Annotated in this window: 15 protein-coding genes; 10 read left to right on the forward strand and 5 right to left on the reverse strand. The window is 55.4% G+C overall.

Annotated elements, in window-relative coordinates; all coding sequences use genetic code 11:
• Positions 1-289 precede the first annotated feature (289 nt).
• On the forward strand, positions 290-739 hold the full coding sequence (locus tag JIF53_RS13225) for a DUF4124 domain-containing protein (RefSeq protein ID WP_199452780.1): 450 nt from the start codon (positions 290-292) through the stop codon (positions 737-739).
• Between the two features lie 26 nt (positions 740-765).
• On the opposite strand, the gene JIF53_RS13230 is transcribed toward JIF53_RS13225, so the two are convergent.
• From JIF53_RS13230 to JIF53_RS13245, 4 genes are all read right to left on the reverse strand, one after another.
• Positions 766-1,860, reverse strand: coding sequence for a rhomboid family intramembrane serine protease (locus JIF53_RS13230; protein ID WP_199452782.1), 1,095 nt, complete (start codon positions 1,858-1,860; stop codon positions 766-768).
• A 43-nt stretch (positions 1,861-1,903) separates the two neighbouring features.
• The gene (locus JIF53_RS13235; protein WP_011787111.1) at positions 1,904-2,236 is read right to left on the reverse strand and encodes a hypothetical protein; all 333 of its coding nucleotides are present in this window, start codon (positions 2,234-2,236) and stop codon (positions 1,904-1,906) included.
• A gap of 66 nt (positions 2,237-2,302) precedes the next feature.
• Positions 2,303-3,001, reverse strand: coding sequence for a PspA/IM30 family protein (locus JIF53_RS13240; RefSeq protein ID WP_199452784.1), 699 nt, complete (start codon positions 2,999-3,001; stop codon positions 2,303-2,305).
• 14 nt (positions 3,002-3,015) lie between these two features.
• Positions 3,016-3,420, reverse strand: coding sequence for a YjfI family protein (locus tag JIF53_RS13245; protein ID WP_199452786.1), 405 nt, complete (start codon positions 3,418-3,420; stop codon positions 3,016-3,018).
• A 205-nt stretch (positions 3,421-3,625) separates the two neighbouring features.
• Here JIF53_RS13245 and JIF53_RS13250 point away from each other — a divergent pair, with 205 nt between their 5' ends.
• The 9 genes from JIF53_RS13250 (at position 3,626) to JIF53_RS13290 (ending at position 18,215) form a co-directional block, all read left to right on the forward strand.
• Positions 3,626-4,252, forward strand: coding sequence for a hypothetical protein (locus JIF53_RS13250; protein ID WP_199452788.1), 627 nt, complete (start codon positions 3,626-3,628; stop codon positions 4,250-4,252).
• A 43-nt stretch (positions 4,253-4,295) separates the two neighbouring features.
• Positions 4,296-6,299 carry a flotillin family protein gene (locus JIF53_RS13255; RefSeq protein WP_014422948.1) on the forward strand — a complete coding sequence of 668 codons (2,004 nt, stop codon included), beginning with the start codon at positions 4,296-4,298 and terminating at the stop codon, positions 6,297-6,299.
• Positions 6,300-6,388: 89 nt separating this feature from the next.
• Positions 6,389-11,653, forward strand: coding sequence for a DNA repair ATPase (locus JIF53_RS13260; protein ID WP_199452790.1), 5,265 nt, complete (start codon positions 6,389-6,391; stop codon positions 11,651-11,653).
• A 35-nt stretch (positions 11,654-11,688) separates the two neighbouring features.
• Positions 11,689-13,308, forward strand: a complete 1,620-nt coding sequence (locus tag JIF53_RS13265; RefSeq protein ID WP_199452792.1) for a hypothetical protein — start codon at positions 11,689-11,691, stop codon at positions 13,306-13,308.
• Positions 13,309-13,373: 65 nt separating this feature from the next.
• Complete coding sequence (locus JIF53_RS13270) at positions 13,374-14,792, forward strand: hypothetical protein (RefSeq protein ID WP_199452794.1); 1,419 nt, start codon at positions 13,374-13,376, stop codon at positions 14,790-14,792.
• A 32-nt stretch (positions 14,793-14,824) separates the two neighbouring features.
• Positions 14,825-15,109 carry a hypothetical protein gene (locus tag JIF53_RS13275; RefSeq protein ID WP_199452796.1) on the forward strand — a complete coding sequence of 95 codons (285 nt, stop codon included), beginning with the start codon at positions 14,825-14,827 and terminating at the stop codon, positions 15,107-15,109.
• Positions 15,110-15,111: 2 nt separating this feature from the next.
• Complete coding sequence (locus tag JIF53_RS13280; RefSeq protein ID WP_199452798.1) at positions 15,112-15,519, forward strand: hypothetical protein; 408 nt, start codon at positions 15,112-15,114, stop codon at positions 15,517-15,519.
• A 670-nt stretch (positions 15,520-16,189) separates the two neighbouring features.
• The gene (locus JIF53_RS19475; RefSeq protein ID WP_228285568.1) at positions 16,190-16,756 is read left to right on the forward strand and encodes a hypothetical protein; all 567 of its coding nucleotides are present in this window, start codon (positions 16,190-16,192) and stop codon (positions 16,754-16,756) included.
• Between the two features lie 133 nt (positions 16,757-16,889).
• Positions 16,890-18,215: a hypothetical protein gene (locus JIF53_RS13290; protein WP_199452802.1), complete on the forward strand. Its 1,326-nt coding sequence runs from the start codon at positions 16,890-16,892 to the stop codon at positions 18,213-18,215.
• Positions 18,216-18,858: 643 nt separating this feature from the next.
• Here the strand turns inward: JIF53_RS13290 and JIF53_RS13295 are convergent.
• Entirely contained in the window at positions 18,859-22,575 is a 3,717-nt protein-coding gene (locus JIF53_RS13295) for an ankyrin repeat domain-containing protein (RefSeq protein WP_199452804.1), read from the reverse strand.
• Positions 22,576-22,714 lie beyond the last annotated feature (139 nt).

Here is a 22,714-nt window from a genome sequence, read left to right on the forward strand (position 1 = left end):
CCAGGCGGCGGGCCGTCCGTCGCGTTACTGGCGGGATATGGATGACAAAACCTTCAAGCAGAAAGTGGACGACATGTTTACCGATGTCTCCATCATCGATACCACACGCAGGCCAGACCTGATGGCGGAAAAGCTGAGTTATGCGTCCTGACTTGTGAATCGGGGGCTTCCATGGCCAACCAGGGTAGGACGGCTCTTGTGACTACCCGGTCAAAGTTCCCAAACCCATCATCGGGTAGACTACTCCTTCGAAAGTTGTCCAAAGCATTATTCGAAAAGGAATTCAGTTATGGCTCGCAGGCTTCTCATCTCTTTATTTCTGCTATCCCTTGGTTCGTTTTCTCACGCTGCCGTCTACCAGTGGACAGATGCCAACGGTCAGACCCATTTCGGCGATCGCCCCCCGGCGAAGGCCAGTTCCAAGGAAGTGCGCGTCAATGCAGCGCCGGCCCAGGCTGATGCCACAGCCCGTGACCGGCAGCAGAAAATGACGGAGTTCCTGGAACAGCAACAGCAGGAGCGGGAGGAGCGTCAGGCCAAAGAAGCGAAAGCCCGGCAACAGGCCGAAAAGCAGGAGGAGCTATGCCGGAATCTCCAGGCCCGTCTCAAGCACCTGGAGAGTGTTTCGACCTTCTACGATATCAATGAGAAGGGTGAGCGGGAGTACGTGTCAGAGGAAGAAAACCAGCAGATTCGGGACCGTTTCCGAGCCAAGGTTAAAGAAACCTGCGGCGAGTAGGTACCTATTGCGATTAACCGGCAAGGCTACCGGTTAATCGCAGCCTCCGGCTGATTCAGCATCGCAATCAGCGGATTTTTCCGCAGCACATAATCCCGCAACAGGTAGCCAAGCAGTAACCCCAAACCAAAGCCGCCCAGATGCGCGGCCCACGCCACGCCGCCCTGGGCGGTGAACATCCCGAACAGGTTTATCAGGCTCCAGATCAGGAAGTACCAGTGAGGTGCGAGTTTCTTCTGGTAAACAATGATCATGAAGGTAAGACTGGCGTGCCGGAACCACATCAGGTAGAGACCGAACAGGGCAGCGATGGAGCCACTGGCCCCGACCAGCAGCAGGGGGCCCTGGCTTGCATCGAACAACAGCAGTTCCGCAAGGGCCGCCATAATGCCGGCAAACAGGTAGAGTGCCAGGAAGGCACCATGCCCCAGCGCATCTTCCAGGTTGTCGCCGATGATCCACAGAAAGTACATGTTCCCGACCAGGTGCATCAGGCCACCGTGCACAAACTGATAGCTCAGTAACTGAAACACAAAGTGTGACGGGCTCTGGGTGTCGGAGTTCAGTCCCAGGTTTACGAAGATCCACTCATTTGCCTCAGGGGACAGCGCGCCAACGCCAAACACCAGGGCGCATAGGAACACCAGGGTTCGGGTAACCCAGGGGGTGCGGTGGGGCTTAACGTTGTATTCCACCGGCATGGCGGTCAGGAACTGGAACAGCCAGGATTTCCAGCTCACCTTCTGGTTCAGGTCTTTAAGAGCCTGCTTCAGTTGCGGCGATTGCATTACCTGATCGACTTCGTGTTTGTCGAGCCAGACGCCGTCACAGCCGGGGCAGCAGTCAATTTCCGTGGTGTAGTGAGCCAGCAATTGGTAGTGGGTCATGGGCACGCGACACCGCCGGCAAAGCCGGTCGCTGGTGCGAAGCGCGGGGCCGAGGTGCTGCTCGTGATCGTACTGGTCTACGCCGTCATGATGCTCGGCAATCGCCTGATTTAATGCGCCATCTTCAAACCATAGCCCGTGGCACAGGCGGCAGTCGAATATGGAGGGATGGCTGGAAGAGTCCAGGCTTGCGGTATTGCAGGCCGGGCACTGTCGATAGCGGTTTCTGGGCATGACGTCCTTTTCCTGGTAAAGCGGTTTCTGAAGCGCCTGGCGATTACTGATCCGAGGCAGTCAGATACTGCCTGGCAAACCCCTGCAACTCCTCCGCCACGCGCTGGCGAATAGCGGCACGATCCTGCGGATCCAGTTCGTACTTGCGTGCCAGCAGTTCGAAATCCTCGTCTTTGAGGGTTACCGTCAGCCGCGGGCGGGCACGGCCTTTACGGTAGGGCAGGTGGAGCACTTTGCGCACCATGTCGGCGGTCGTCATATCCTGCATAGCCGCCGACACGCGAAACGCGCGCTGGATATCGTTGGACAGGTCGAAGGCCATCTGTACCGCCTGAACGGCCTGTTCTTCTCGGGACCAGTCCTGTTTCTTCGCCATGGGGTTGCCTGTGAGAGCGCCTTGGAGGTGCTTGAGTGAGCGCCCCGAACTCGGGGCGCTCAGGGTTTACGGGTTTGCGTTGCCGCCCTTGAGGCGTGCCAACACATCGTTGACGGCATCCTGTTCGCCGTCAATGCCGGCGGCTTTCAGTTTTTCGTCCAGATCTGCGCCGGTCAGCTCTTTTTCCAGGGTGGCGCTGGCGGTCTGGCGGTCTTCTTCCCGGGCCTGACGCTCGCGAATCCGTTCCAATGTCTCTTTCGCGGTGCTCAGGGAGGACTGCTGGCTGTTGATGTTGGTGTCAATCTGCGCGGTGGTGCGTAGCACCCGCTCGTTGGTCTTCACCACTTGCAGTTCCCGGCGGTAGTCGGCCAGCTGTTTCTCGGCTTTCTGAACTCGCTCTTTCAGGCCCACAATGCGCTGTTGCAGCAATTCCCGGGTTTGGGTCAGCTCCGAAGCGCGGCGCTCATGGCCAACAATTCGCTCGGCCACTTCCCGGGCCAGGTCTTCCTGGCCAGCCGCGATGGCTTTGCGGGCATCGTCTTCACGCTTGGTGGCGCTGTCCTGCTCGGTACGGATCTGTCGGGCCAGGGAGGCCGCTTCGGCCATCAGCGACGCCAGCTCCTGCTTGGCCTGTTTCAGCTCATGCTCGGAATCGCGCAGTTCCTGTTCCAGAATCCGGTTGCCCTGGCCGTCGACAACGGCTTCACCCAGTTCGTTCACACCCCCGCGCATGGCGGTCAGGATTTTTTTAAGTACGGTTCTCATGTCTCAGCCCTCACTCAAGCCAGGTAGTCTTCAAAAGTCTGTAACAGGTCGATGGCATTCTCGGCGAGGGTTACCAGTTCCTGCATGATTTCGCTGATGCCGGAGGCGGGGCTCAGTGCGCCATAGACCACATAGTGCTGGCCGGTTTTGCCAAGAGAGCTTAAGGGCATGGGAACACTGATGCGCAACATGTTTTCATGCAGCTCGTTCAGACGTTCCGGGGCCAGTTCCTGTTCGTCGAAAAGGTACGCAAGGCACAGAATCTGGGTGTCGGTTACGGTAATATACACCGGTGTTTCTTCGGCGCCGGACACGATCACCTGCAGCACCGGTTCTTCGCCGGCAATGGGCATGACATCGAAGGTTCGGCCAGCATGGGTGGCGTCACCCAGGGCCAGGGTGAGAGATTGGGTATCCACGAATAGCTCCTTCCTGTGGCGTTGAATCGGTTCGGCCGATCCGGACGAACCTTGTCCTGTCGCTTGACATTTTATGTCAATAATCCGAGTCTATACCTCGCAATTAAACATTTGCAAGAAATAGTTTGTTTACGTTATAAACAACTCGTCAGTCTGACACGGACTGTCGCCCAGTGGATTTACCAGAACGGATGTCTGGTCGCGTATGGATACATTCTTTGCAATTGCCTTCTCCTTCCCCACGGTCATTTTTTCCGTATTGCTGTGCGTGGCCATCGTTTACTGGCTGATTTCCCTTGTGGGTCTGGGCGATATCGAAGCCGATGGCGATATTGATGCCTCCGGCGACTTCTCCGGCCTGATGGTGACCCTGGGGCTCCAGGGTGTCCCGCTGCCACTCGTGCTTACTCTGTTGTTCCTGATTGCCTGGTTGGCGAGCTATTTTGCGGAGCTGTTGCTCGGTGCACTGGTGCCTGATGGTTTCCTGCATGCACTGTTCGGGCTGGCGATCATCGCCGGCGCTCTGGTGATGAGTGTTCTGGTGACCGCGGTTGTTATCCGCCCACTGCGGCCACTGTTCCGGCGGGCGTATTTACCCCCGCTTCAGAAACGTATTATCGGTACCGCCTGTGTCGTGACCTCAGCAACGGTTACGGAAACCAAAGGCCGGGCTGAAGCGATCCTGGATGGTGCCCACCTGGTACTGCAGGTTCGTAGTCATACGCCTTTGGCGCATCGCGAGCGCGCGGTGCTGATCGAGCATATTCCGGACAAGAACGCCTGGTGGGTGGTTCCGGAAGCTGAATTCCTTGCCGGCGAATCGGCCGGTTAATCCCCGCACCTACTTCCTTCAATCAGCGCAGGAGAATGACTAAATGGACTTATCTTGGATGATGCCAGCAATCATGACCGTCGGGGTCCTGGTTCTGCTGATACTGGGCATACTGGCCCTGTTCAAGGCGTTTTACCGCAAGGTGGACCAGGGCCAGGCCCTGATCGTGAACGACCTGTCGCCCACACCCAAGGTGTATTTCACCGGGGCCATGGTGCTGCCGGTTATCCACCGCGCCGAGACCATGAAAATCTCGGTCATTACCCTGGAGCTTAACCGTACCGGCAAGGAAGGGCTGATCTGTAAGGACAACCTGCGGGCTGACATTACCGTTGCCTTCTATCTGCGGGTGAATGAAACCCAGGAAGACGTGCTGCGGGTGGCGAAATCGGTGGGTGTGGGCCGTGCCTCAGACCGCGATGCCGTGAACGAGCTGTTCAATGCCAAGTTCAGTGAAGCGCTGAAGACCGTTGGTAAGAAACTCGAGTTCATGCAGCTGTTTGAGGAGCGTCAGCGCTTCCGCGATTCCATCGTCGAGACCATCGGTGAAGACCTGAACGGTTACGTGCTGGAAGACGTGGCCATCGACTACCTGGAGCAAACGCCGAAGACCTCGCTGGACCCGAACAACATCCTGGATTCCGAGGGCATCAAGCGGATTACCGAAATCACCGCCCTCCACAATGTGGAAACCAACCGTCTGGAGCGGGACCAGGAGCTGGAAATCCAGCGTAAGAACGTCTCGGCCCGGGAAGCCTCGCTGGAACTGGAACGCAGCCAGGCCGAAGCCGAAGCGCGCCAGCGCCGCGAAATTGAAACCCTGCAGGCCCGGGAAACCTCGGAAACCGAGCAGGTGCGTGAGCAGGAGCGGGCCCGTGCCGAAGCCGCTCGCATCAAGACGGATGAAGAGCTGGCGATTGCGGACGAAAACAAGCAACGCCAGATCGAAATGGCCATGAAAGCCCGAGAGCGTGCGGTGCAGATTGAAGAAGTGCGTATTCGCCAGGCCCGGGAGCTCGAGGATGTTAACCGTGAGCGGGCGGTGGAAATCGAGCGCATTGGCATGGAAAAGGCGCTGGAAGAAGAACGCAAGGAAATTGCCGATATCACCAGCCAGCGTATTGCCGTTGAGCGCAACGTGGCGGAAGAGGAAGAGAACATCAAGGATGTTCGCAACCGTTCTGAAGCCGACCGCCTGAAGGTGAAGAAAGTGGTGGCGGCCGAAGCCGAAGCCGAGGAGCTGAAGCTGAAAGATGTGAAAGCGGCGGAAGCGGCATTTGAGCGCTCCAAGCTGGAAGCCGAGCAGGTTCGGGTTACCGCCCAGGCGGAAATGGACGCGGCCGAGAAGAAATCGGTGGCTGATGAGAAACTGGCCCGTGGTCGCCAGGCCATGGCGGCTGCCGATGGCCTTGCCGAAGCGCAGGTCAAGGAAGCTCAGGCGTCTGCTATCCGGGCTGATGGTCTGGCCCGCGCCGAGGTCAAATCGGTTACCGCCAAGGCCGATGAAGAAGCCGGCATGGCCGAGGTTCGGGTGCTTGAGCAGCGTCTGGAAACCGAAGCCATGGGTGAAGAGAAACTGGGTGTTGCCAAGGCCGATGCCCGTAAGGCTATGGTTCTGGCCGAAGCCGAAGGTGAGCAGCGCATGGGCCACGCCAAAGCCGAAGCCCGCGAAGCCATGGCCAAGGCCGAAGCGGCTGGTCTGGTTGAGAAACTCAAGGCCTACGATGGCATGTCTGAGGAATCCCGTCACTTTGAAGAGTTCCGCATGAACCTGGAAGTTCATGAGAAGGAAGTGATGGCCCAGATCGACGCCCAGAAGGCCGGCATGCTGGAAAATGGCCGGGTTATGGCTGCTGCCCTGAAAGACGCCAAGTTCGAAATGATCGGCGGCGACGGCGGCATTTTCGAGAAGTTTGCCCAGGGCCTTGGCTACGGCAAGAGTGTTCAGGGCGTGCTGGACAAGTCCCCCTCGCTGCAGGCGGCGCTCTCGAACATTGCCGGCCGGGTGGCAGGTGAAAAGCCTAACCGCAGTTCCGAGACGGCCTGATAAGGCCGATGGCTCCCGGTACCGGATCCAAGGTGCCGGGAGTGCTTTCCCCTAACCGCATTCCCCTCTTTGGTTCAGGATGATTTGGTATGTCGACGGATCGCACCGAGCTCGAAAGCATTGTTCAGGAAGGTTCAGCCTTTGAAACCATCAAGCGCAGGCTGAAAGAGCATGGCGGGCAACTGCGTGAGCAGGTGTCCGGGCTGAACCAGGCCCGCGAAGAGATCTTTGGCAGTGCCGGCATGAACGTGCTGGGCCGGGCCCGGGTGCGAACCGAAAACAACGCCATCGCCCGGGATGTGGTGCGTCTGGGCGACAAGCTGTTGTTCGGTTTCAATCTACAGCTGGGCTTGCGCAAGACGCTGGTGATTGAGGACGTGTTCCGGCTGTACCACCTGAACGACGGCGACAGCGGCTTCGAGATGACCGAAGCGGCCATTGAGGGCTCGTTTCTCAAGGATGAACGCTTCGCCACCGACTTCCGGGAACTCCAGCAGTACTACAACACCGCCACGCTGTCGCAACTGGTGATTCTCAAAGGCATGTTGCTGATGGCGTTTCGCATCGGTGACAAACTCGATGATCTTCGGGTGTTTCGCTGGGAGCTGAAGCCCGATGGTGAGGTCAGCCGCTACATTGATAATCGCGGCGAGCGCGATCTGTCTTTCCCGGAACGTTTCAGTTTTCCCTGGAAAACCGTGGGCCGCGACAGCCAGGTTCAGGGCCGCTCTCCGCACCTGAACATCGCCGACACCCTGTTTGTGGATAACCTGCGGGGCAACATTACTTTCAAGGTGGAGAACAACACCTCCACCGGCGAAGGCATCTACTCGGACCCGGTGGAGTCCGATTCCCAGTCACTGGACGACGCCAGCTTCGATTTTGCCGATCTGGGCGAGATTCTGCTGGTACGGATTCTGCCGTTTAACGAAGAACACTGGCGCTATTACCTGTTCAATCGCACCGAGCGCAAGATCGAGCGCGTTGACGCCATGGCCGGTTCCGTCGCGTCGTTGCCGGACAATCACGGCCTGATTTTTCCGTCGGGTTACTACCTGAGTACAGGCGAGCTGAAAACCTTCCAGATTCCTGACGGGGATTTCCGGCTAAAGCGTACCTTGCGGGCCCCCAACGGTGAAGACATGCTGTATGTCTTCTTCGAACAGCGCACTGGTCAGGTGATCCTGTTCCGCTACAACCTGATTCGCAAACAGGCGGATGTGCCCCTGATTGGCCACGGCTACGCCCTGTTCGAAAACGGGCATCTGGTGATTTTCAATGCCGACAAGGAACCTACGCTGGTGCACCCGTTGCAGGTGTGGGAAACGCCGTTCACTTCTGAAAGTTTCCACGCTGCGGCGAACGTCGCCAACGATTCCGAGCTGGCGCGCATTGGCAATCCCGAGCTGGTGCGGGGAATTGCCGAGCTGAATACGGTGGTTACCCTGGTGGAGGGCGCCAGCGCCAGTGAGCGGCATTTCACCAACCTGATTCGCACCGTGGACCGTATTCTGGACCAGTTTTTCTGGCTGTCAGCGCGCCAGGAAGAAGCCTTGTTTGCCGGGTTAAATCAACAGCTCAGCACCATCCGAGGCACCGCAGAGCTGGTGCTGGATGAGTATGAGAAAGTCCAGAGTATTCGCGCCCAGACCGAAGCTGCCATTACCGAGGTCGCTCAGGACCAGGGCGCGTTGATGCGGGACCTGAAACCGGATAGCTGGAAAGCACCGGATCAGTTTGTCAGTTACCTGGCACGTTTGCGCGATCATCGCGGCCGGGTGCGAACTCTCAATGATCGGCGCTATGCCGACAAAGCCCGTATCGACAGTCTTGAAGAGGAGCTGGCCGAGGCCGAGGGCCGGCTGACCGAGCGCACCTTCCGTTTCCTGGCGTCGCCGGAGGCGCTGGATGGCTACCGCCAGACCCTGACCGAGTTGCAGACTGCGCTGGCCGAGGCCGACAGCCGGGATGCCCTGAAGAAGATTGTCGATCGCTATCGGGAACTGACCGAAGGCCTGGACATGATCCAGGGCATGCTGGCGTCGATGGGCGGTGACGATGCCGCGCTGGAAACGGCGATCACCGATAATATCTCCGGCATCTACGCCACCATCAACCAGCAGCGTTCCGAAGCGGAAATCCGGCTGAAAGAGCAGGGCAGTGCGGAAGCCCGGGCCCAGTTTGCGGCTCGTATCCGGCTGTTTGAGCAGAGCCTGGCGAACGGCGTCAGCGCGCTGTCGGATGTGCGCGAATGCGATGGTCTGATGACCCGTATGCTGGATCAGCTGCAGGAGCTGGAAAGCCAGTTTGGCGAATATGACGAGTTCCTGGCGGCTATTCTGGAGCAGCGTGAGAACGCCCATGAGAGCATCGAGGCACGGCGCCAGCAGCTCCAGGATCAGCAACAGCGCCGGGTAACCACGCTCACCGATGCCGCTGCCCGTATTCTCAAGAACCTGGGCCGCCGTACCGAACGTTTCAGCAGCCCTGAAGAGCTGCATGCCTTCTTCGCCTCTGATGCCATGGTTAGCCGGTTGCGCAGTATGGCCGGTGAGTTGCGGGAGCTGGGTGCCGCCATGGAGGCGGATGATTGCCTGGGCCAGCTTAAAGCGGCTCAGGACACGGCCCTGCGCAGCGTTCGGGACAAGGCCGATATCTTTGAGGATGGCGGTGCCGTTATCCGTCTGGGCAAGCACAAGTTCAGCGTTAACCAGCGGGAGCTGGATCTGACTCTGATTCCCCGGGACGATCATGTCCTGCTGCACCTGACCGGAACCCAGTATTACGAGCGCCTGGAGGAGCCCGAGCTGGACCGCCTCCGGGGCTACTGGAACATGAGCCAGCCTTCGGAATCCGACCGGGTGTACCGGGCGGAGTATCTGTCGGCACTGGTAATCGATGAGTTCCGCAAGGCCGGAGACCTGCCGGTTAACGTCGCGGATCTGGATGAACTGACCGGTTACATCCGCAAGTTCGCTTCGCCCCGATACCGGGAGGGCTACGAAAAAGGCATCCATGATCACGACGCAGCGCTGATAGTCAGTACGCTGTGGCCGGCGATTCAGAACGCCGGGTTGCTCCGTTTCAGCCCCAGGGCGCGGGCACTGGCCATGCTGTTCTGGGCAGGGTTGAGCCAGCAACAGAGCGCGGGCCAGCAACTGCGTTCCCGGTGCCTGTCTGCCGGCATCCTCAGCCGCATGATGCAGTCCGATGAGCTGCTGGAATCCCTGCAACAGGAACTGGAACCGCAGCTCGCAAACTTTGTGGAAGAACAGCAATTGAGCCTGGCCGGGCCGGGCAGCGATGGCCGCAGCCTGGTGCATTCCGCAGCCCAGTACCTGGTGCGGCAGCTGGCGGAAGAATCCGAAGGCTTCGATATCACTCGCTATGCCGGGGATCTGGCGACTGGCTTTGTCGAGGCACTGAAACGGGATAACCAGTTTGCCCAGTATCAGCAGGCACTGGAGGTCGTGGCCGATCAGCCGGCTGCTCGCTGGAGCATCACCAGCCACTGGTTGAAAGCCTGGATGGCCAAGACGGATCAGCAGCATCTGCTGCACTATCTTCCGGAGGCCGTGGTCGTGCTGAACGTGGGCGAAACGGTGAAAACCTCGGTCCGCAGTGTGGAACTGGCGTTCCAGATTGAGGGTCTGCTGGGCCAACACCCTCGCATTGAAGAGCGCACGCTCAGCCTGCAACTGGATGAATTTGACGAGCGTCTGCGATATCACCAGCAGGAGATCATTCCTGGTTGGCAGCAGTTGCAGGAGGTGCGGCAGCAGGTACTGGAGAAATGGCGTGGCCAGTTACGGCTGGACGAGTTCCGGCCCCGCCCGCTGTCGTCGTTCGTGCGTAACAAGCTGATCAGCGAGAGTTACCTGCCGATCATTGGCGATAACCTGGCCAAGCAGATGGGCACGGCGGGTGAAGACCGCCGCACCGACCAGTCCGGGCTGCTGATGATGATCTCGCCGCCGGGCTACGGTAAAACCACGCTGATGGAATACGTGGCCAACCGCCTGGGTCTGATCTTCATGAAGATCAACTGCCCGAGCTTGGGCCACGACGTGATGTCGCTGGATCCCGAAAAGGCACCGCATTCCACCGCCGAAGCAGAGCTGATCAAGCTTAACCTGGCGTTGGAAATGGGTAACAACGTGATGTTGTATCTGGACGATATCCAGCACACTCACCCCGAGTTCCTGCAGAAGTTTATCTCCCTGTGTGACGGCACGCGCCGCATTGAAGGGGTGTGGCGCGGCAAGACCCGCACCTACGACATGCGTGGCAAACGTTTCTGTGTGGTGATGGCGGGTAACCCCTACACCGAGAGCGGCGAAGTCTTCAAGGTCCCCGACATGCTCGCCAACCGGGCCGACATCTACAACCTGGGTGACGTGCTCTCCGGCATGGAGCATGCCTTTGCGCTGTCCTACATCGAGAACAGCCTGAGCTCCAACCGGGTGCTGGCACCGCTGGCCACCCGGGGCATGGCGGACTTTTACCGGTTCGCCGATCTGGCCGAAGGCAAAACGGTGGCGGATTCGGACTTTGAACACGACTACAGTGCCGCCGAGCGCGATGAAATCGTTGCCCTGCTGAAGAAAATGATCCGGGTGCGGGAAACCGTGTTGCGGGTCAATCAGGCTTACATTGCCTCCAGCGCCCAGGCAGAAGCATACCGTACCGAGCCCACCTTCAAGCTGCAGGGCAGCTACCGGAACATGAACAAACTGGCGGAGAAGCTGTCGCCGGTGATGAGTGACCAAGAGCTGGAAGCCCTGATTGATGACCACTACCAGGGCGAGGCTCAGCTGCTGACCTACGGCGCCGAAGAAAACCTGCTCAAGCTCAAGCAGATGCGCGGCACCATGAATGACGAAGAAGCGGCACGCTGGCAGACCATCTGTGAGGAATACCGCCGCCGTCAGCAAGCCGGTGGCGACGAGGAAACCGGGGTGAAAGTGGTTCGCCAGCTGGGCCTGATCTCGGAACATTTGCAGCAACTGGGGCAACAGCTTGTTGCCGGACTGGACAGCGGAAAACACCCGGAACCCGATCTGGATAAAGCTCTGAGCCAGCTGTCCCGTTCCCTCGAAACCGGCCTCACCGAAGGCCTGCAATCGGTACAGCTGAATCCCGCTGTCACCGTCAACCTGGACAGCCCGCCCCAGGTGGGCGACGCGCTGATGGCCTTCGCCCGGATCTTTGAAGAATCCATTGTGCCGCTGGTGAAAACCATGGATGGCAAGCTGGATCTTGATCTGAAAACCCAGCAGGAAATGAGTCGGGTGCTGAGAGTGATCCGTGACTTGCAGGACAGATTGCTCACCCAGGATGGAGCCCAGAGCTAAATCGTAAACAAGGCAAGAAAAGGATGTTGCCTATCATGATCAAGGAAGATGTGCCTGTGCCGGCCGCCACTGAGTTTATGGAAGCACTCAATAGTGGTAACCACCTGAAGCTCATTCGGGAATGGGGTGACGTGCTGTTTCACACCGTGTTCATTAGAGAACACCCGGGGCTCGAATTACCAATGCTGTACAGTGTTGATGATCACCACAGTTTTTTGGCAAGCCCGGATGCAAATGAAGTGCAAGAAGCCCTCCTGGAGCGCCTTGTCTTGGGGGAAGACGCCGATGTTTTCGTCAGGGCCGTACCGTTACGGGAGTTGGCCAGAAACGCCCACATGCTGGGAGCCTGGCTGAACTGGTTTGATGCCAAGATCATCATGGACAGTTCACTCATGGAACTGTTGGGGATGAAAGCCTTGGTGACGCTGGATGATGGGCAAGAGAGACTTTATCAAGCGAAGGTTTATGCCTCCCCTGCACTGAATAAGAGCGGCACCTCGGCTAACGTAAGTGCCCAGATCTGGAAAGTCAGTGATATTGAGGGTGGGGCCGGCCTTCAGCGGACCCGTGAGTTCTTTGTTTATGATGACAGCAAATCTTTTGCGTTCGCAGAGAACGAAGGCTCAATCCTCTCTTCACGCAAGCTCAGCCAGTTAAGGGCCAAGGAGGCGATGCTCTTTGGCACCTGGGCGTCGCCGGTCTATAACTTTGAGGCTGTAACCAAGGATGCAGTTAGGGAAGCGGATCACCTTGTTGAGGACACCTATGTTCCTCACCCATCATTGCTGGATGAGGCGTTACTGGACTCATTTCGTGAACTTGAGCGGGCGATAAACAATGAGATCATGCCCGATGCACGCCGGCTTCATCTGGACGTTAGCAAAGGTCAGGTTTTCGCCGAACTGGAAGAGCCCGGAGATGACGAGCTGGATAGAGTCGAGGGCCGTAAATTCTGCATTGTGTTTGATGATCACCCAGAGTGGTGCCTGTGGCTGGGCGGCGATGGCTTGGCAGTGACGGACTATTCGGACGAGGTCTGGTTGCCAGAATCGCCCGGACGTCATGAAGTTCCGGAATCTCTGCGTTTGAAAATAGTTCGGGCCATCGCCTGGACGTTATTCTGGAAGGGGCGAGAGCCTGGTTCGCGAGTGTCGCTGATTCCCGGGCAGTTTGCGGGGCTAAGGCCTTTTCGCCCGGATAATCTGGACCGGATCTTTCATCCTCCCCTGGACGATACCCGGTTCCCGGCACTGGCTTCTATGCCTTGCGGCGAACAACCGTTGCCTGTGCTGGTGCATGGTGAGCTACCCGAAGGTTATGTGGTTGAAGCACTGGAAGACCTGCAAGTGTCAGCGGCAGAGCTGCCAAGGGGAACACTGCGCCGAGACAGTCTGCTGTTGAATGGAGCCGTTCATTTTGGCTCGATGTGCGGGCCCATTGTGGTGCCGCAGACGGCCATCGAGTTCCCTGACGAGTGGTACACAGGTATTCGAACCTCTAACACGCAACTCATTTCCGATTTGAAGGCGTTTCTGTGGGATCAGTCCAGGGTTATGCCTGCAACTGAAAAAGATCCGGATGATCCCGGTGCGGTGATTGGCATCTGTCTTGGGATTATGGCTTTCCTGTTGGTGCTCGTTCTTGTGCTGGGATAGATCTAGTTTATGTGCAGTTGAATCAGTACAACGTCCAAACCTCAGTTAGCTGAAGAATTTTTACCATGAATGCTATCTACAAATTGCTTGCTGTCTTTGTGCCCATATTTGTTTTTTTCGGAGCAGCACGAGCGATATACCGGCAATTGGTTTGGAGGCTGAACCGGAGGTATCAAAATTCCGCGGCTGAAGCATTCAAGTCAAATAACGAACCGGTTTGTCGAATAAACGAAGAAAAGCGCCGTTCATTGGCCAGGGTTCTTTGGCGGGAGTCAATAAATGGTGCAGTAAGTAAAGAGCCTTTTGATAGCGAGGATGTTGGTTATCAAGTCTATCGGGTTGCTAATCCTGAGATTGCAGAAAAGGACTGGCGATTTAGTAACTCTGCGGCAAGTGTAGTTAACAAGCTGAATGGTTTCGAATTTTTTGTTCCAGGAATGGCTCGTAGATGGTTGCTTGAGACCAAGCCACAAAGCCTTGATATTGTTTTCTATAAGAATATTGCTGTTTTGGTTGGTTCCGGTAATGAATTTGATCTCTTTCGGGAGGAACGTGCCAGCGTGTTGCGCGTGCCTGGCTTGCAGGCCAGGCAGAACGCGATTGAAACTTGGTATGAGGCACCTGCAACGTGTGCAACTTTTACCGTCCCTCCTATTAACGGTGGAGGATTAGTTCGCGCAATCAGGGGGGACACGATGGTTCTGTGCAGTAATTGGAACTCTGCTGATACGTATATGCTTGTTATAGGTGTAGCGGGTATATTTTCGACTGTTTTGGGGATTTTTGTTGCAGCATTCGTTATGGATGCATTTGAAAGCAGGTATTTCTTCACTTCAAGTTTTTTTGAGACTTTTCTTACTTTGCTTCCAGTTCTTTGGGGAGTGTTGGTTTCGGGTTTTCTTATACGCGAACGATTCAGGTTCAGGTTCGAACCTATGCTTTTCGTCGATCGAGAAGCCTCATTTATATATTCGATAAAAGCCCATGTGCCCAGACTGGAAGGAGCCTCGTGGGCGAGTATTGCGGTGCGGGTGAGTAGTCAATTTGGTTATCTTGTTGGGACCATATTCAGTGTATCCGACAGTAAACTCGAGTTCGTTTCGCTGACTGATCCGAACCATTTAACAGCAGAATTTGGCGTTAACAATATGTTTGATGGTTTGTGTGTATGGAAAACTATTTCGATGTTCATGAACCGTGAAATTAATAACAGCTCGGATATTATCCCTTGGGGAAAGACATATCAGCAGGGTGACCCATTGCAAGATGGATTATGGCTTCTCAAAAGGAGAGTTAAGTCAAGTTTCCCTGTACTGCCATTTCCAGCGAAGGTGCTTCATTCTGTCCTGTTTTTACTTACCTTGGGGCCCTTGCCCTACATTTTGGCCAACCAGGAAGCGAAGGCTCGGCTTAAACAAGCGTTCAAGGTCAAGAGCCAAGGAGTTTTAGCGACCAAGTTACAAGGAGCTAACGAGCAGCAATAAGTGTTGCTTATCGTTATCACAAGGAGTTTGAAGTGAGTAATGCAAAGATATGGATATCAGTCGTCATCCACCTGCTGCTGTTTCTTACACTGCTGTCCGAAGGCTATCCGGATATTCTGGTGGCTGTGATGATACTGGGCCTGCTGTTTAACGCGGCCGGCATACTGGTGAGTTATGTCGCCAGCTTGAAGGTTGGTAGTGGCCTGTACATCGCTGGGTGTGTGGTGTTTTTTCCGATTGGTGTTATCGGAATGCTGGGAGCGCGGCAGGCGTTGGACGACGCTCGCCGTAAAGTGTTTTTTCAGGAGATGCAGTAATCATGGAAGTCCAAAAATCTTATAAAGTTGCCAAATCCACAGTCAATGCCCAGTTGTATGGTGGTATTGGCGTCGCCATTTTTTTGATGGTGGCTATTCTGACCATCCGTCAAATGCCGGCGTACCCTCTGGGATTTGTGTTGGTCGTGATTGGTGTGGGTATCTGGAATTCGTCTCGCTCGGCGGTGACCTGTTTCAATGACTATATGGAAGTGAAGCTGGCGCCGATCTCTTCGCTGCATTTGATCCGCTATCGAGATATTGTGCGGTTGGATCAGTCGAACAAGAAGTACCTTGCCATCGATTATCTGGCGGATGGTAAAGAAAAGACACTGAAACTGCCGTGGTCTTTTATTGAAAAGGGCGCCAAGAACAGCTTGATTGCGTTTCTTCAGGAGCAACCGGTTTGATGGAGAATGGCGTCGGGTACGTTTTTATGTATTCGACCTGCCTTTCTCTGGTGGTGTCTTTGAGTAGACGCCTGTCCGCAACCATACGCTCTCGTTTTTGATACAGGGGACGAAAAGTATAGTAGACCCAATTTTGCGCGTGACAATTAGCCATTTTGGTACAGTCAAAGAGTTCACGAATATGCCGAATAAGTGTCGCCGCGAAGGCAATTTTGACCCTTACTATGGACCATGTGCATATCAATCTGATGCAATTCCTGACCAAAGTAATCAGACCAAAGAGCTGAATCGAACGGGGCTGGATCGTTCCGCCAGTTTGCGGTTGCCTTGGGGGAATACCAGAGACGTTATGCCCCCTGGCTTTTTGTCCGACGATCCACCCAAGAAGCTACGGAGGCTAGAAAAGCGAACGGATCGTGTTGAGGACTATGACCTTCAGGTTGAAAACAGTCATGGGTGCTTTCGGCACGCACCATTAGCTTTCCAGGGCCGATTCTTTGACATAATGAGTGTTATCGGTAAATTTTGGTCTTATGTTGTTTCGCCATTAGCCTTTTTCATGTTGCTCTTGATGACTCTTTTCGAGGAGAGAGAAAAGAGTTGGTTGGAATATTCTCTAAATGAAGCCTTGCCCTATTTGATTTTTCTTGGAGGCGGCTGGATTCTCATTTTGATCGCAGATCTCGCCTTCCGCTTCTTCCCGAAGTGGCTTTTCCGGAATGGCCGAGGCCCCGAATGGGAATTCAACCGTCGCACCGGCATGATCAAGGTCTGGCAATACCCGAAAAAGTTTCCTTTTCTTCCCAGAAAGCCTCCGGTAGTGGTTGAAAAACCTTTCTACGAGTTCGATGCCTGGTGCTGTGCGAGGGTGGACCGTTTCGGTAGTTTGTTTGATCTGGTGCTCTCTCACCGATACAGCAAGCTGGACGTTACCGTTGGCGATCTTCTCGGCGCCCATGGCAGTCCCACCATGTGTTACGCCTACTGGGATTTCATCCAGAATTACATGGATATCACCAGGCCGCTGCCGGAACTGCCCATGCTGGAGCAGTATCGACACCTTGACCCGACCACCGCAAAGCATGATCAGGCAACGGGCCGTCCGGCGCGTTACTGGCGGGATATGGATGATAAAACCTTCAAGCAGAAAGTGGACGACATGTTTACCGATGTCTCCATCATCGATACAACGCGCAGGCCAGACCTGATGGCGGAAAAGCTGAGTTATGCGTCCTGAGCGAGCAGGAAGCCCTCCCGACCAATCTTGGAGATGCTTGAAAGCATGTGCTTCTCTCAATGCCTGTGGGGTGAGGTCGACAGTTTGGTCTCGTTACTAAATGCAAAAGACCAAATAATATACGGTTAATGGAATGACCAATCTGAACAACACCAACGATACTTCGTCATCTCATCCATCGGCTGAATCCACCTGGGAAGTCGGTGTGCGCCGCACAACCAAGGACGGCCGCTTACTGGCTCTGAGTCCCGAGCCGGTAGATACGGGGGAGCGGGCGGTGGACGTCAACGCTTGGATTAGGCGAAGAACTGAAGGGTGGCTGGACTTGCAAGGTGGAAACCTTTTGTTTAGCGCCGAGTTTGCGTTGATGTTTCTGAGTTTGGGCATACTTTCGATCGGCTTTATGGGTTTCGGTTTTATGTTCCTAGTAGGGCAAAACCAGCATAGCGACTGGGCTTGGGAGGCACCATTGCTCATGCTTGTAGGAAACCTTCTTATTTCTTTGCCCTGGGGGCTGTACGTGCATTTCCTGGGCATTAAGGCAGTAAAAGAATCGCCGCCCGTTAGACTGAACCGACAACGCCGGGAGGTTGCCATACCACGTTTGACCGGACGAGAAGTCTACAAGCCGCTTTTTTGGAGTATAAATACGGTCTTGATCGCGTACATTGTGGTAATTCTCACCATCGGTTTTCTATTTTCTGCTGTAACTCAGGAAAACGCGTCTGATGAATATCGGAGCATGTTGGTAACTTGGGGGCTGAGTATTTTAGGCGTGGAGACTCTCCTGATCGGCACCTATTTCTTCTTCGCCCTCCGCCTGAAGAAAAAACACGACCCCAAAATCGTCTACGAAATTTACCCGTGGGAGAAACTGGTCGCCTACATCGAAACCCGCCAGGACATCGGCCCCAGCCTGATGGCTACCCACACGGTTCTCACCCTGGCGATTCCGAAACCAGACGACCCGGAATCGGCCCTGGCTGCTGCCAGCATCAACGTCGGTCATGAAACCTCCGGCCTGGCCCAATGGGAGTGTATTCGCCAGTTTATGGAAAACGGTCCCGAGGCTTGCCCGGATCCGAAAGAGGACGAAACCCTGGCCCACTACAAAGCCAAGTGCAGACAAGCCTGCAAAGAGATGTCCTTGTTGCCCTGGCTGGGCAAGAAAGTGGGCGACTGGTTCTTCCAGCGATACCTGGCCCATATCATCACCGAACGCCGCATCAACACCCTGGCCCTGAAGAGCCTGCCCGAGGAGCTGAAAGCCTGGTCCGCGCCTTTGCCAAAAGAGCAATGGGCCAAACCGTCTGAGGCACTGCAGAACCTGAATCAACAACTCGCACGCGCTTATGAACGTGGCCTGAAGTTTACCCAGATGGGGCCAGTCTCTGAATGGCAAGCGGGTCGTGAGGAGAAGCAACAACAGAAGCGAGGAAAAGGTCGTTTCCGAGCCTGAACACCATTTTGAGCAAGAAGAATCATATGGATATGAGCCCACACGCACCCCTGGATGGGGTTAATGTCTTTGAGGCTGGATTCAAAGGCCGCAGCAAACTCGCGGGTTCCACCTGGCCGAGTTATTACGGCTCCTATGCTTGTCACTCTGGTGTCGTCCCTGAACAAAGTAATCAGGCCAAGGAACTGAATAGAACCGGGCTGGACCGTGCCGACAGTTTTCTCGGCACGCCCCCTTTAGCTTCGCTCATTGGGTAGAGCGGGGAGCGAAAAAGTTGCCGCCAAGCAAGGGGCCATCCCTCATGTCGATTACTGTTTCGATGACAGTCATACCCTTCAAGCCCCGGAGGAAGTCTGCGTCGGGTAAAGATCTTGATAGCCCAGGTGCCGTGATAGGTATCTGCGTTGGCTTCATGGCCTTTTTGTTCTTACTGGTTGTCATGCTTGGTTGATACCGGGCTGACCCGAAACTGACGTATACAGCCAGAGGGCCAGCTTCTTGTGCCGCAGGGTGTCATAACGCCGGAATGCCACAGATACCAATCGGCCCTGCGGTTTACCAACCACCAGATTCCCAAGGCCGAAAAAGGTTTTTACCAGTCTGCCGATGCCACGGGAAAGCGGTCTCGAGTTTTCCCAGCAGGCTAGAACGCAACCCCACGCTGCAATAAGTGCCCTCTCGCCCATTCACTACCATGCTCCCAGGCCAGATCGAGTTCACTCTGCTGCTGTTCCGTCGTGTGCTCAAAGGTATCCTCCAGATAGAGAACAATATCTTTGGGGGCGAATTTGTATGCAGCCGGGAGTACGCTGTAGGGAGGTGCGCCGAAGAGCGGGTCTTCACTCGCTCCCGCGTTGACAAGCATTTTGACTATCTCAAGATCTCCACTAACAACCGCGTCGCGCAACGCGTTGGATGACATCTGCTCGCTGAACCCATCGGGGTGGGCGCCGTGGTTCAGTAGCTGTTTAACCACAGATTCTGATTTATTGAACACAGCGAGTTTTAGCGGGAATCGATAGTCCTGGTTGTAGACATTTGGCCTTGCTCCCATTGAGAGCATGGCTTCCACCATGTCTTCCCGGTCGGCTTTGACGGCGGTCATGAGAGGGGTATTCCCTCTGAAATCCCGGGCATTAAGGTCGTATATCGCGGGATGGAGGGCCCGAAGTGCCTCAACCTTGCCAGTGTGTGCCGCGATATGGAGAGTTTGTGGTGTCACTGTGGCACCGTTTTTCAGCAGGGATTCAATAGCCTCAGTGTCGTTCTGGAGGACCGCTGCATCCAGAAGTGTCAGTCTGCTAACGGGGTCCTCTTCGGGGAGCTTTTCTCGATCAACAGTTGCCAACACGCTGTAACCTTCCTGAAGGTATCTCCAGACAGGGGGTGTGGGTTCGTCGGTATTCGTGAACAGTCGGCGCAGGCGGTCCAGAAGCGGGGAAGTCTGCCTGTTTTGTTGGGCTTGCTGGAGCAGGCGGACAAGAGCGATACGGTGCCCCCACTCGATGTCTTCCCCAAGAACCTCTGTTGCCTCCTGAACCGGTGATGAGCCGGAATAATCTTTGTCGCCAAGATCCGCGCCGCTGCGAACCAACGCGTTGATCAAAGACAGGTTTTTTCCCGAACGAATGAGCGGGTTCAACACATCTGCCAAGGGTTCTTCCAGAGCCGCGCGTCCTTGCTGTTTGAGCCATGAAACCAGCTGCTCTTCAGGCATAGCCTGCGAAAGAGGCTCCAGGCTGGCGATAAGGAACTCGGCTCTTTTACCTGAATCCATGGAATTGAGCAGCGTTTCAGCCAGTTCCGGCTTCTGGGACAGCAGTGCAAATTGGTAGGTCGCGCTGTACTTACGCATAAACAGGCTCGGCCGAAACACTGCACCCTTCTGGAGCAGTGACTCAAACGCTGGGAGGTTGTTGTACCTTGCGGCCATGGATAGCAAAGGCTCCCCGGCAAAGGTATCGTTTGGGTCAAGGGACTGATCCAGAAGCATCTCGTACCAATCACGGTTTTGTTGTGCGAGGGCGACCATAAAATAGGCGGCTTCGGGCTTTTCTTCATAGTGCCCGGAATCCAACGCTGCAAACTCTCTGCTCAGGTAGCTCATCAGCCTTTCCTGGCCGTAAATTGCAGCGAGAGTTGCAAGGTTGTCGGCATGGCGGGCATCGGCTTTGGCGAGAAGCAGCGCGACAGGCTCGTTTATGCGAGCAGCGTAATCCAGAGGGAATTTTCCGGCTTTGTCGTCCGGGTGAACGCCCTTGCTCAGCTCTATGGCTCGGGCTGCCAGTTCAGGCGAGCCGTAGGCGCCAATGAGATGAAAAGGGGTTCGGCCTCGTTTATCTGCTTTGTGCAGCACCTTGTAGTTCAGCAGTAAGGATGCGGCTTCAAATTGCCCTGCCCGTATCGCAATGTGGGCGGGAGTTTCGCCTTGATCGTTGGTTTGGGTAAGACTGGCCCCTTGCAGGATCAACTCGTGCAGTGTTTCAAGATCGTTATTTTTTAAGGCCGTTAACAAAGACGAAGGCTCAGTCTCAGGCTCAGAGACTGCAGGTATAGAATCGGGCAAATTATCCAGAGCTTTTTGCGCAAGCTCGAGAATCGTGCCCTCGGGTTCATCAACGACGGCGGGATCGGCGCCGGCTTGCAGAAGGGCCATGAGAACAACGAGTTTTTCATCCCGCACCGCTCTAACGACGGCATTGTAATAACCATCCCCTTTACCATTAGGGTTGGCTCCGAACTCCAGCAACGGGCTCAGGAGATCTACTCTGCCACTTTCAACAACACTGAGCAGAGCGTCTGACAGGCACTCTTTGTTATCGGCGTGGGTTTTGGCGAGCAAGGCAACAGCCGGTAATGAGTTCTGCTGGGTTGCCACGTGAAAAGCAGAACTGCACCGGCGGCGTGGAGCTCTGGCGCCCGCTTTCACAAGGTCCATCATTAAATCAACATTGTCATAGCGAACAGCTTCCATAAGGGCATAGGACAGCAGGTCTGCGCGTCGATGAGTAAACGACAGAACCTTCTCTGTCCATCCCGCTGCTGCGAAGTAATCCAGCCGTTCGTAGTAATTGTCGTCGCCCAATATGGCATCCGGGTGCCATAATTGTTTGGCAAGGAGGGTGTTTCCAGCTTCTGCTGCAACCATAAACGGGGATGACACACTGCTGTCGATCTGCTGCAATGGCGGGTTCTGTTTTACAGCCCACTCCACGAGGTAGGTGTTGTCCAGTTGCAGACCCGTGCGCAGAACCTGAGTGATAGGAACTCCCTGTGATACCACCAGTGGAATAAGCTCGATCATCTGGTTGCCGTGGTTACCTATCTGTTGTAGCAACCAGGCAGGACTGATCACTCGCTGTTTGACCAGATAGGCAAGATCCTCAGGATCATAATTGATCAAGACAGCATTGCCGTCTCGGGGATAAATCGCCAGATCCTCTTTCTCTTCCTGCAAGGAGTCATAAAGCACTCTTGCGATCTTCGCGGAACCATACTTTACGGCAAGTCTGACATCTTGCACGTCGACGGACTGCCAGTGATTCAGGAGCTCGCCAACGGCCTCCGATTGGTTGAACAGAATGGCGATTTTCAGCGGGGTCCATTTCTGAAAGCAATGGCTCGTTAGAGTCGCCCGGGGGGCTAGTTGGAGCAGTTTTCTCAGTGTGGGTAAGTGGCCCGATGCAGCTGCCCAATGCAGGGCATTACAGTTGGTCTGATGGAGGTCCTGTCTCAGGAGGTCATTCGGGACCCGGTCAGGCTGACCGATGAATGACCACCAGGCCGCTGGAGAAATCCCAGGCGGCGGCATGCCATCCCCTTGTTTTTGCCAGTGGGTCATCAGAGTGTGCAGGATATGGACGTTATCAGCCAATTCAAATGCGGTACCGGATCGCGAGTTGATAAGCGGGTCGGCTCCTGCTTCCAACAGGATGGTGACAGTTTCTGAAGCACCATACCGAGCGGCCTTATGAAGAGCGGTTGAATGGTTGACCGTCTTTTGAAGGTTTGGATCGATACCTGATGCCAGTAGCCAACGAACAACGTTAACCTGATTGGATGATGAGGCTGAGTGAAGTGTGCTTTCTCCGAGGTTGTTCAGGTTATTGAACTGGCCAAGATCGACCCCGAGATCGCGAATATACTTCAGAGTTTCTATATGTCCGCGCTCTGCTGCGGTGTTGGCAAAGACGGCCCAGCGAGTATGCTCTGGATCAACATGATTGCCTTGAAGCCGCACCCAGAGCTTCAGGTCATCAATCTGGCCGTTCTTTGCCATGAGGTAGGGGGCTTGGCTGGTAGCCAGAGGGCTCCAGGAGAGCATGAGCGATAGCAGGCATAACGCTCTGACAAGCTTCATTCAGGAATCTCCGTTTCCTTGGGAATCAATGCATCCTTGTTTGATAAGGGGGAAGCTTATCAAAATCGACGCTTGTCGTCAGAACCCTTGCCAACACTTGGCTGTGGAGTCGGCAAGGGTGTCCCAAAGAGGCAGCCAA

Source organism: Marinobacter sp. bablab_jr008, from assembly GCF_016464145.1.
GTDB lineage: Bacteria > Pseudomonadota > Gammaproteobacteria > Pseudomonadales > Oleiphilaceae > Marinobacter > Marinobacter nauticus.

Excerpts from the sequence above, each read along its gene's own strand:
- JIF53_RS13240 (WP_199452784.1), bottom strand. The coding sequence starts at position 3,001 with ATGAGAACCGTACTTAAAAAAATCCTGACCGCCATGCGCGGGGGTGTG.
- JIF53_RS13225 (WP_199452780.1), top strand. The coding sequence starts at position 290 with ATGGCTCGCAGGCTTCTCATCTCTTTATTTCTGCTATCCCTTGGTTCG.
- JIF53_RS13250 (WP_199452788.1), top strand. The coding sequence starts at position 3,626 with ATGGATACATTCTTTGCAATTGCCTTCTCCTTCCCCACGGTCATTTTT.
- JIF53_RS13295 (WP_199452804.1), bottom strand. The coding sequence starts at position 22,575 with ATGAAGCTTGTCAGAGCGTTATGCCTGCTATCGCTCATGCTCTCCTGG.
- JIF53_RS13265 (WP_199452792.1), top strand. The coding sequence starts at position 11,689 with ATGATCAAGGAAGATGTGCCTGTGCCGGCCGCCACTGAGTTTATGGAA.
- JIF53_RS13290 (WP_199452802.1), top strand. The coding sequence starts at position 16,890 with ATGACCAATCTGAACAACACCAACGATACTTCGTCATCTCATCCATCG.
- JIF53_RS13260 (WP_199452790.1), top strand. The coding sequence starts at position 6,389 with ATGTCGACGGATCGCACCGAGCTCGAAAGCATTGTTCAGGAAGGTTCA.
- JIF53_RS13270 (WP_199452794.1), top strand. The coding sequence starts at position 13,374 with ATGAATGCTATCTACAAATTGCTTGCTGTCTTTGTGCCCATATTTGTT.
- JIF53_RS13235 (WP_011787111.1), bottom strand. The coding sequence starts at position 2,236 with ATGGCGAAGAAACAGGACTGGTCCCGAGAAGAACAGGCCGTTCAGGCG.
- JIF53_RS13255 (WP_014422948.1), top strand. The coding sequence starts at position 4,296 with ATGGACTTATCTTGGATGATGCCAGCAATCATGACCGTCGGGGTCCTG.
- JIF53_RS13230 (WP_199452782.1), bottom strand. The coding sequence starts at position 1,860 with ATGCCCAGAAACCGCTATCGACAGTGCCCGGCCTGCAATACCGCAAGC.
- JIF53_RS13280 (WP_199452798.1), top strand. The coding sequence starts at position 15,112 with ATGGAAGTCCAAAAATCTTATAAAGTTGCCAAATCCACAGTCAATGCC.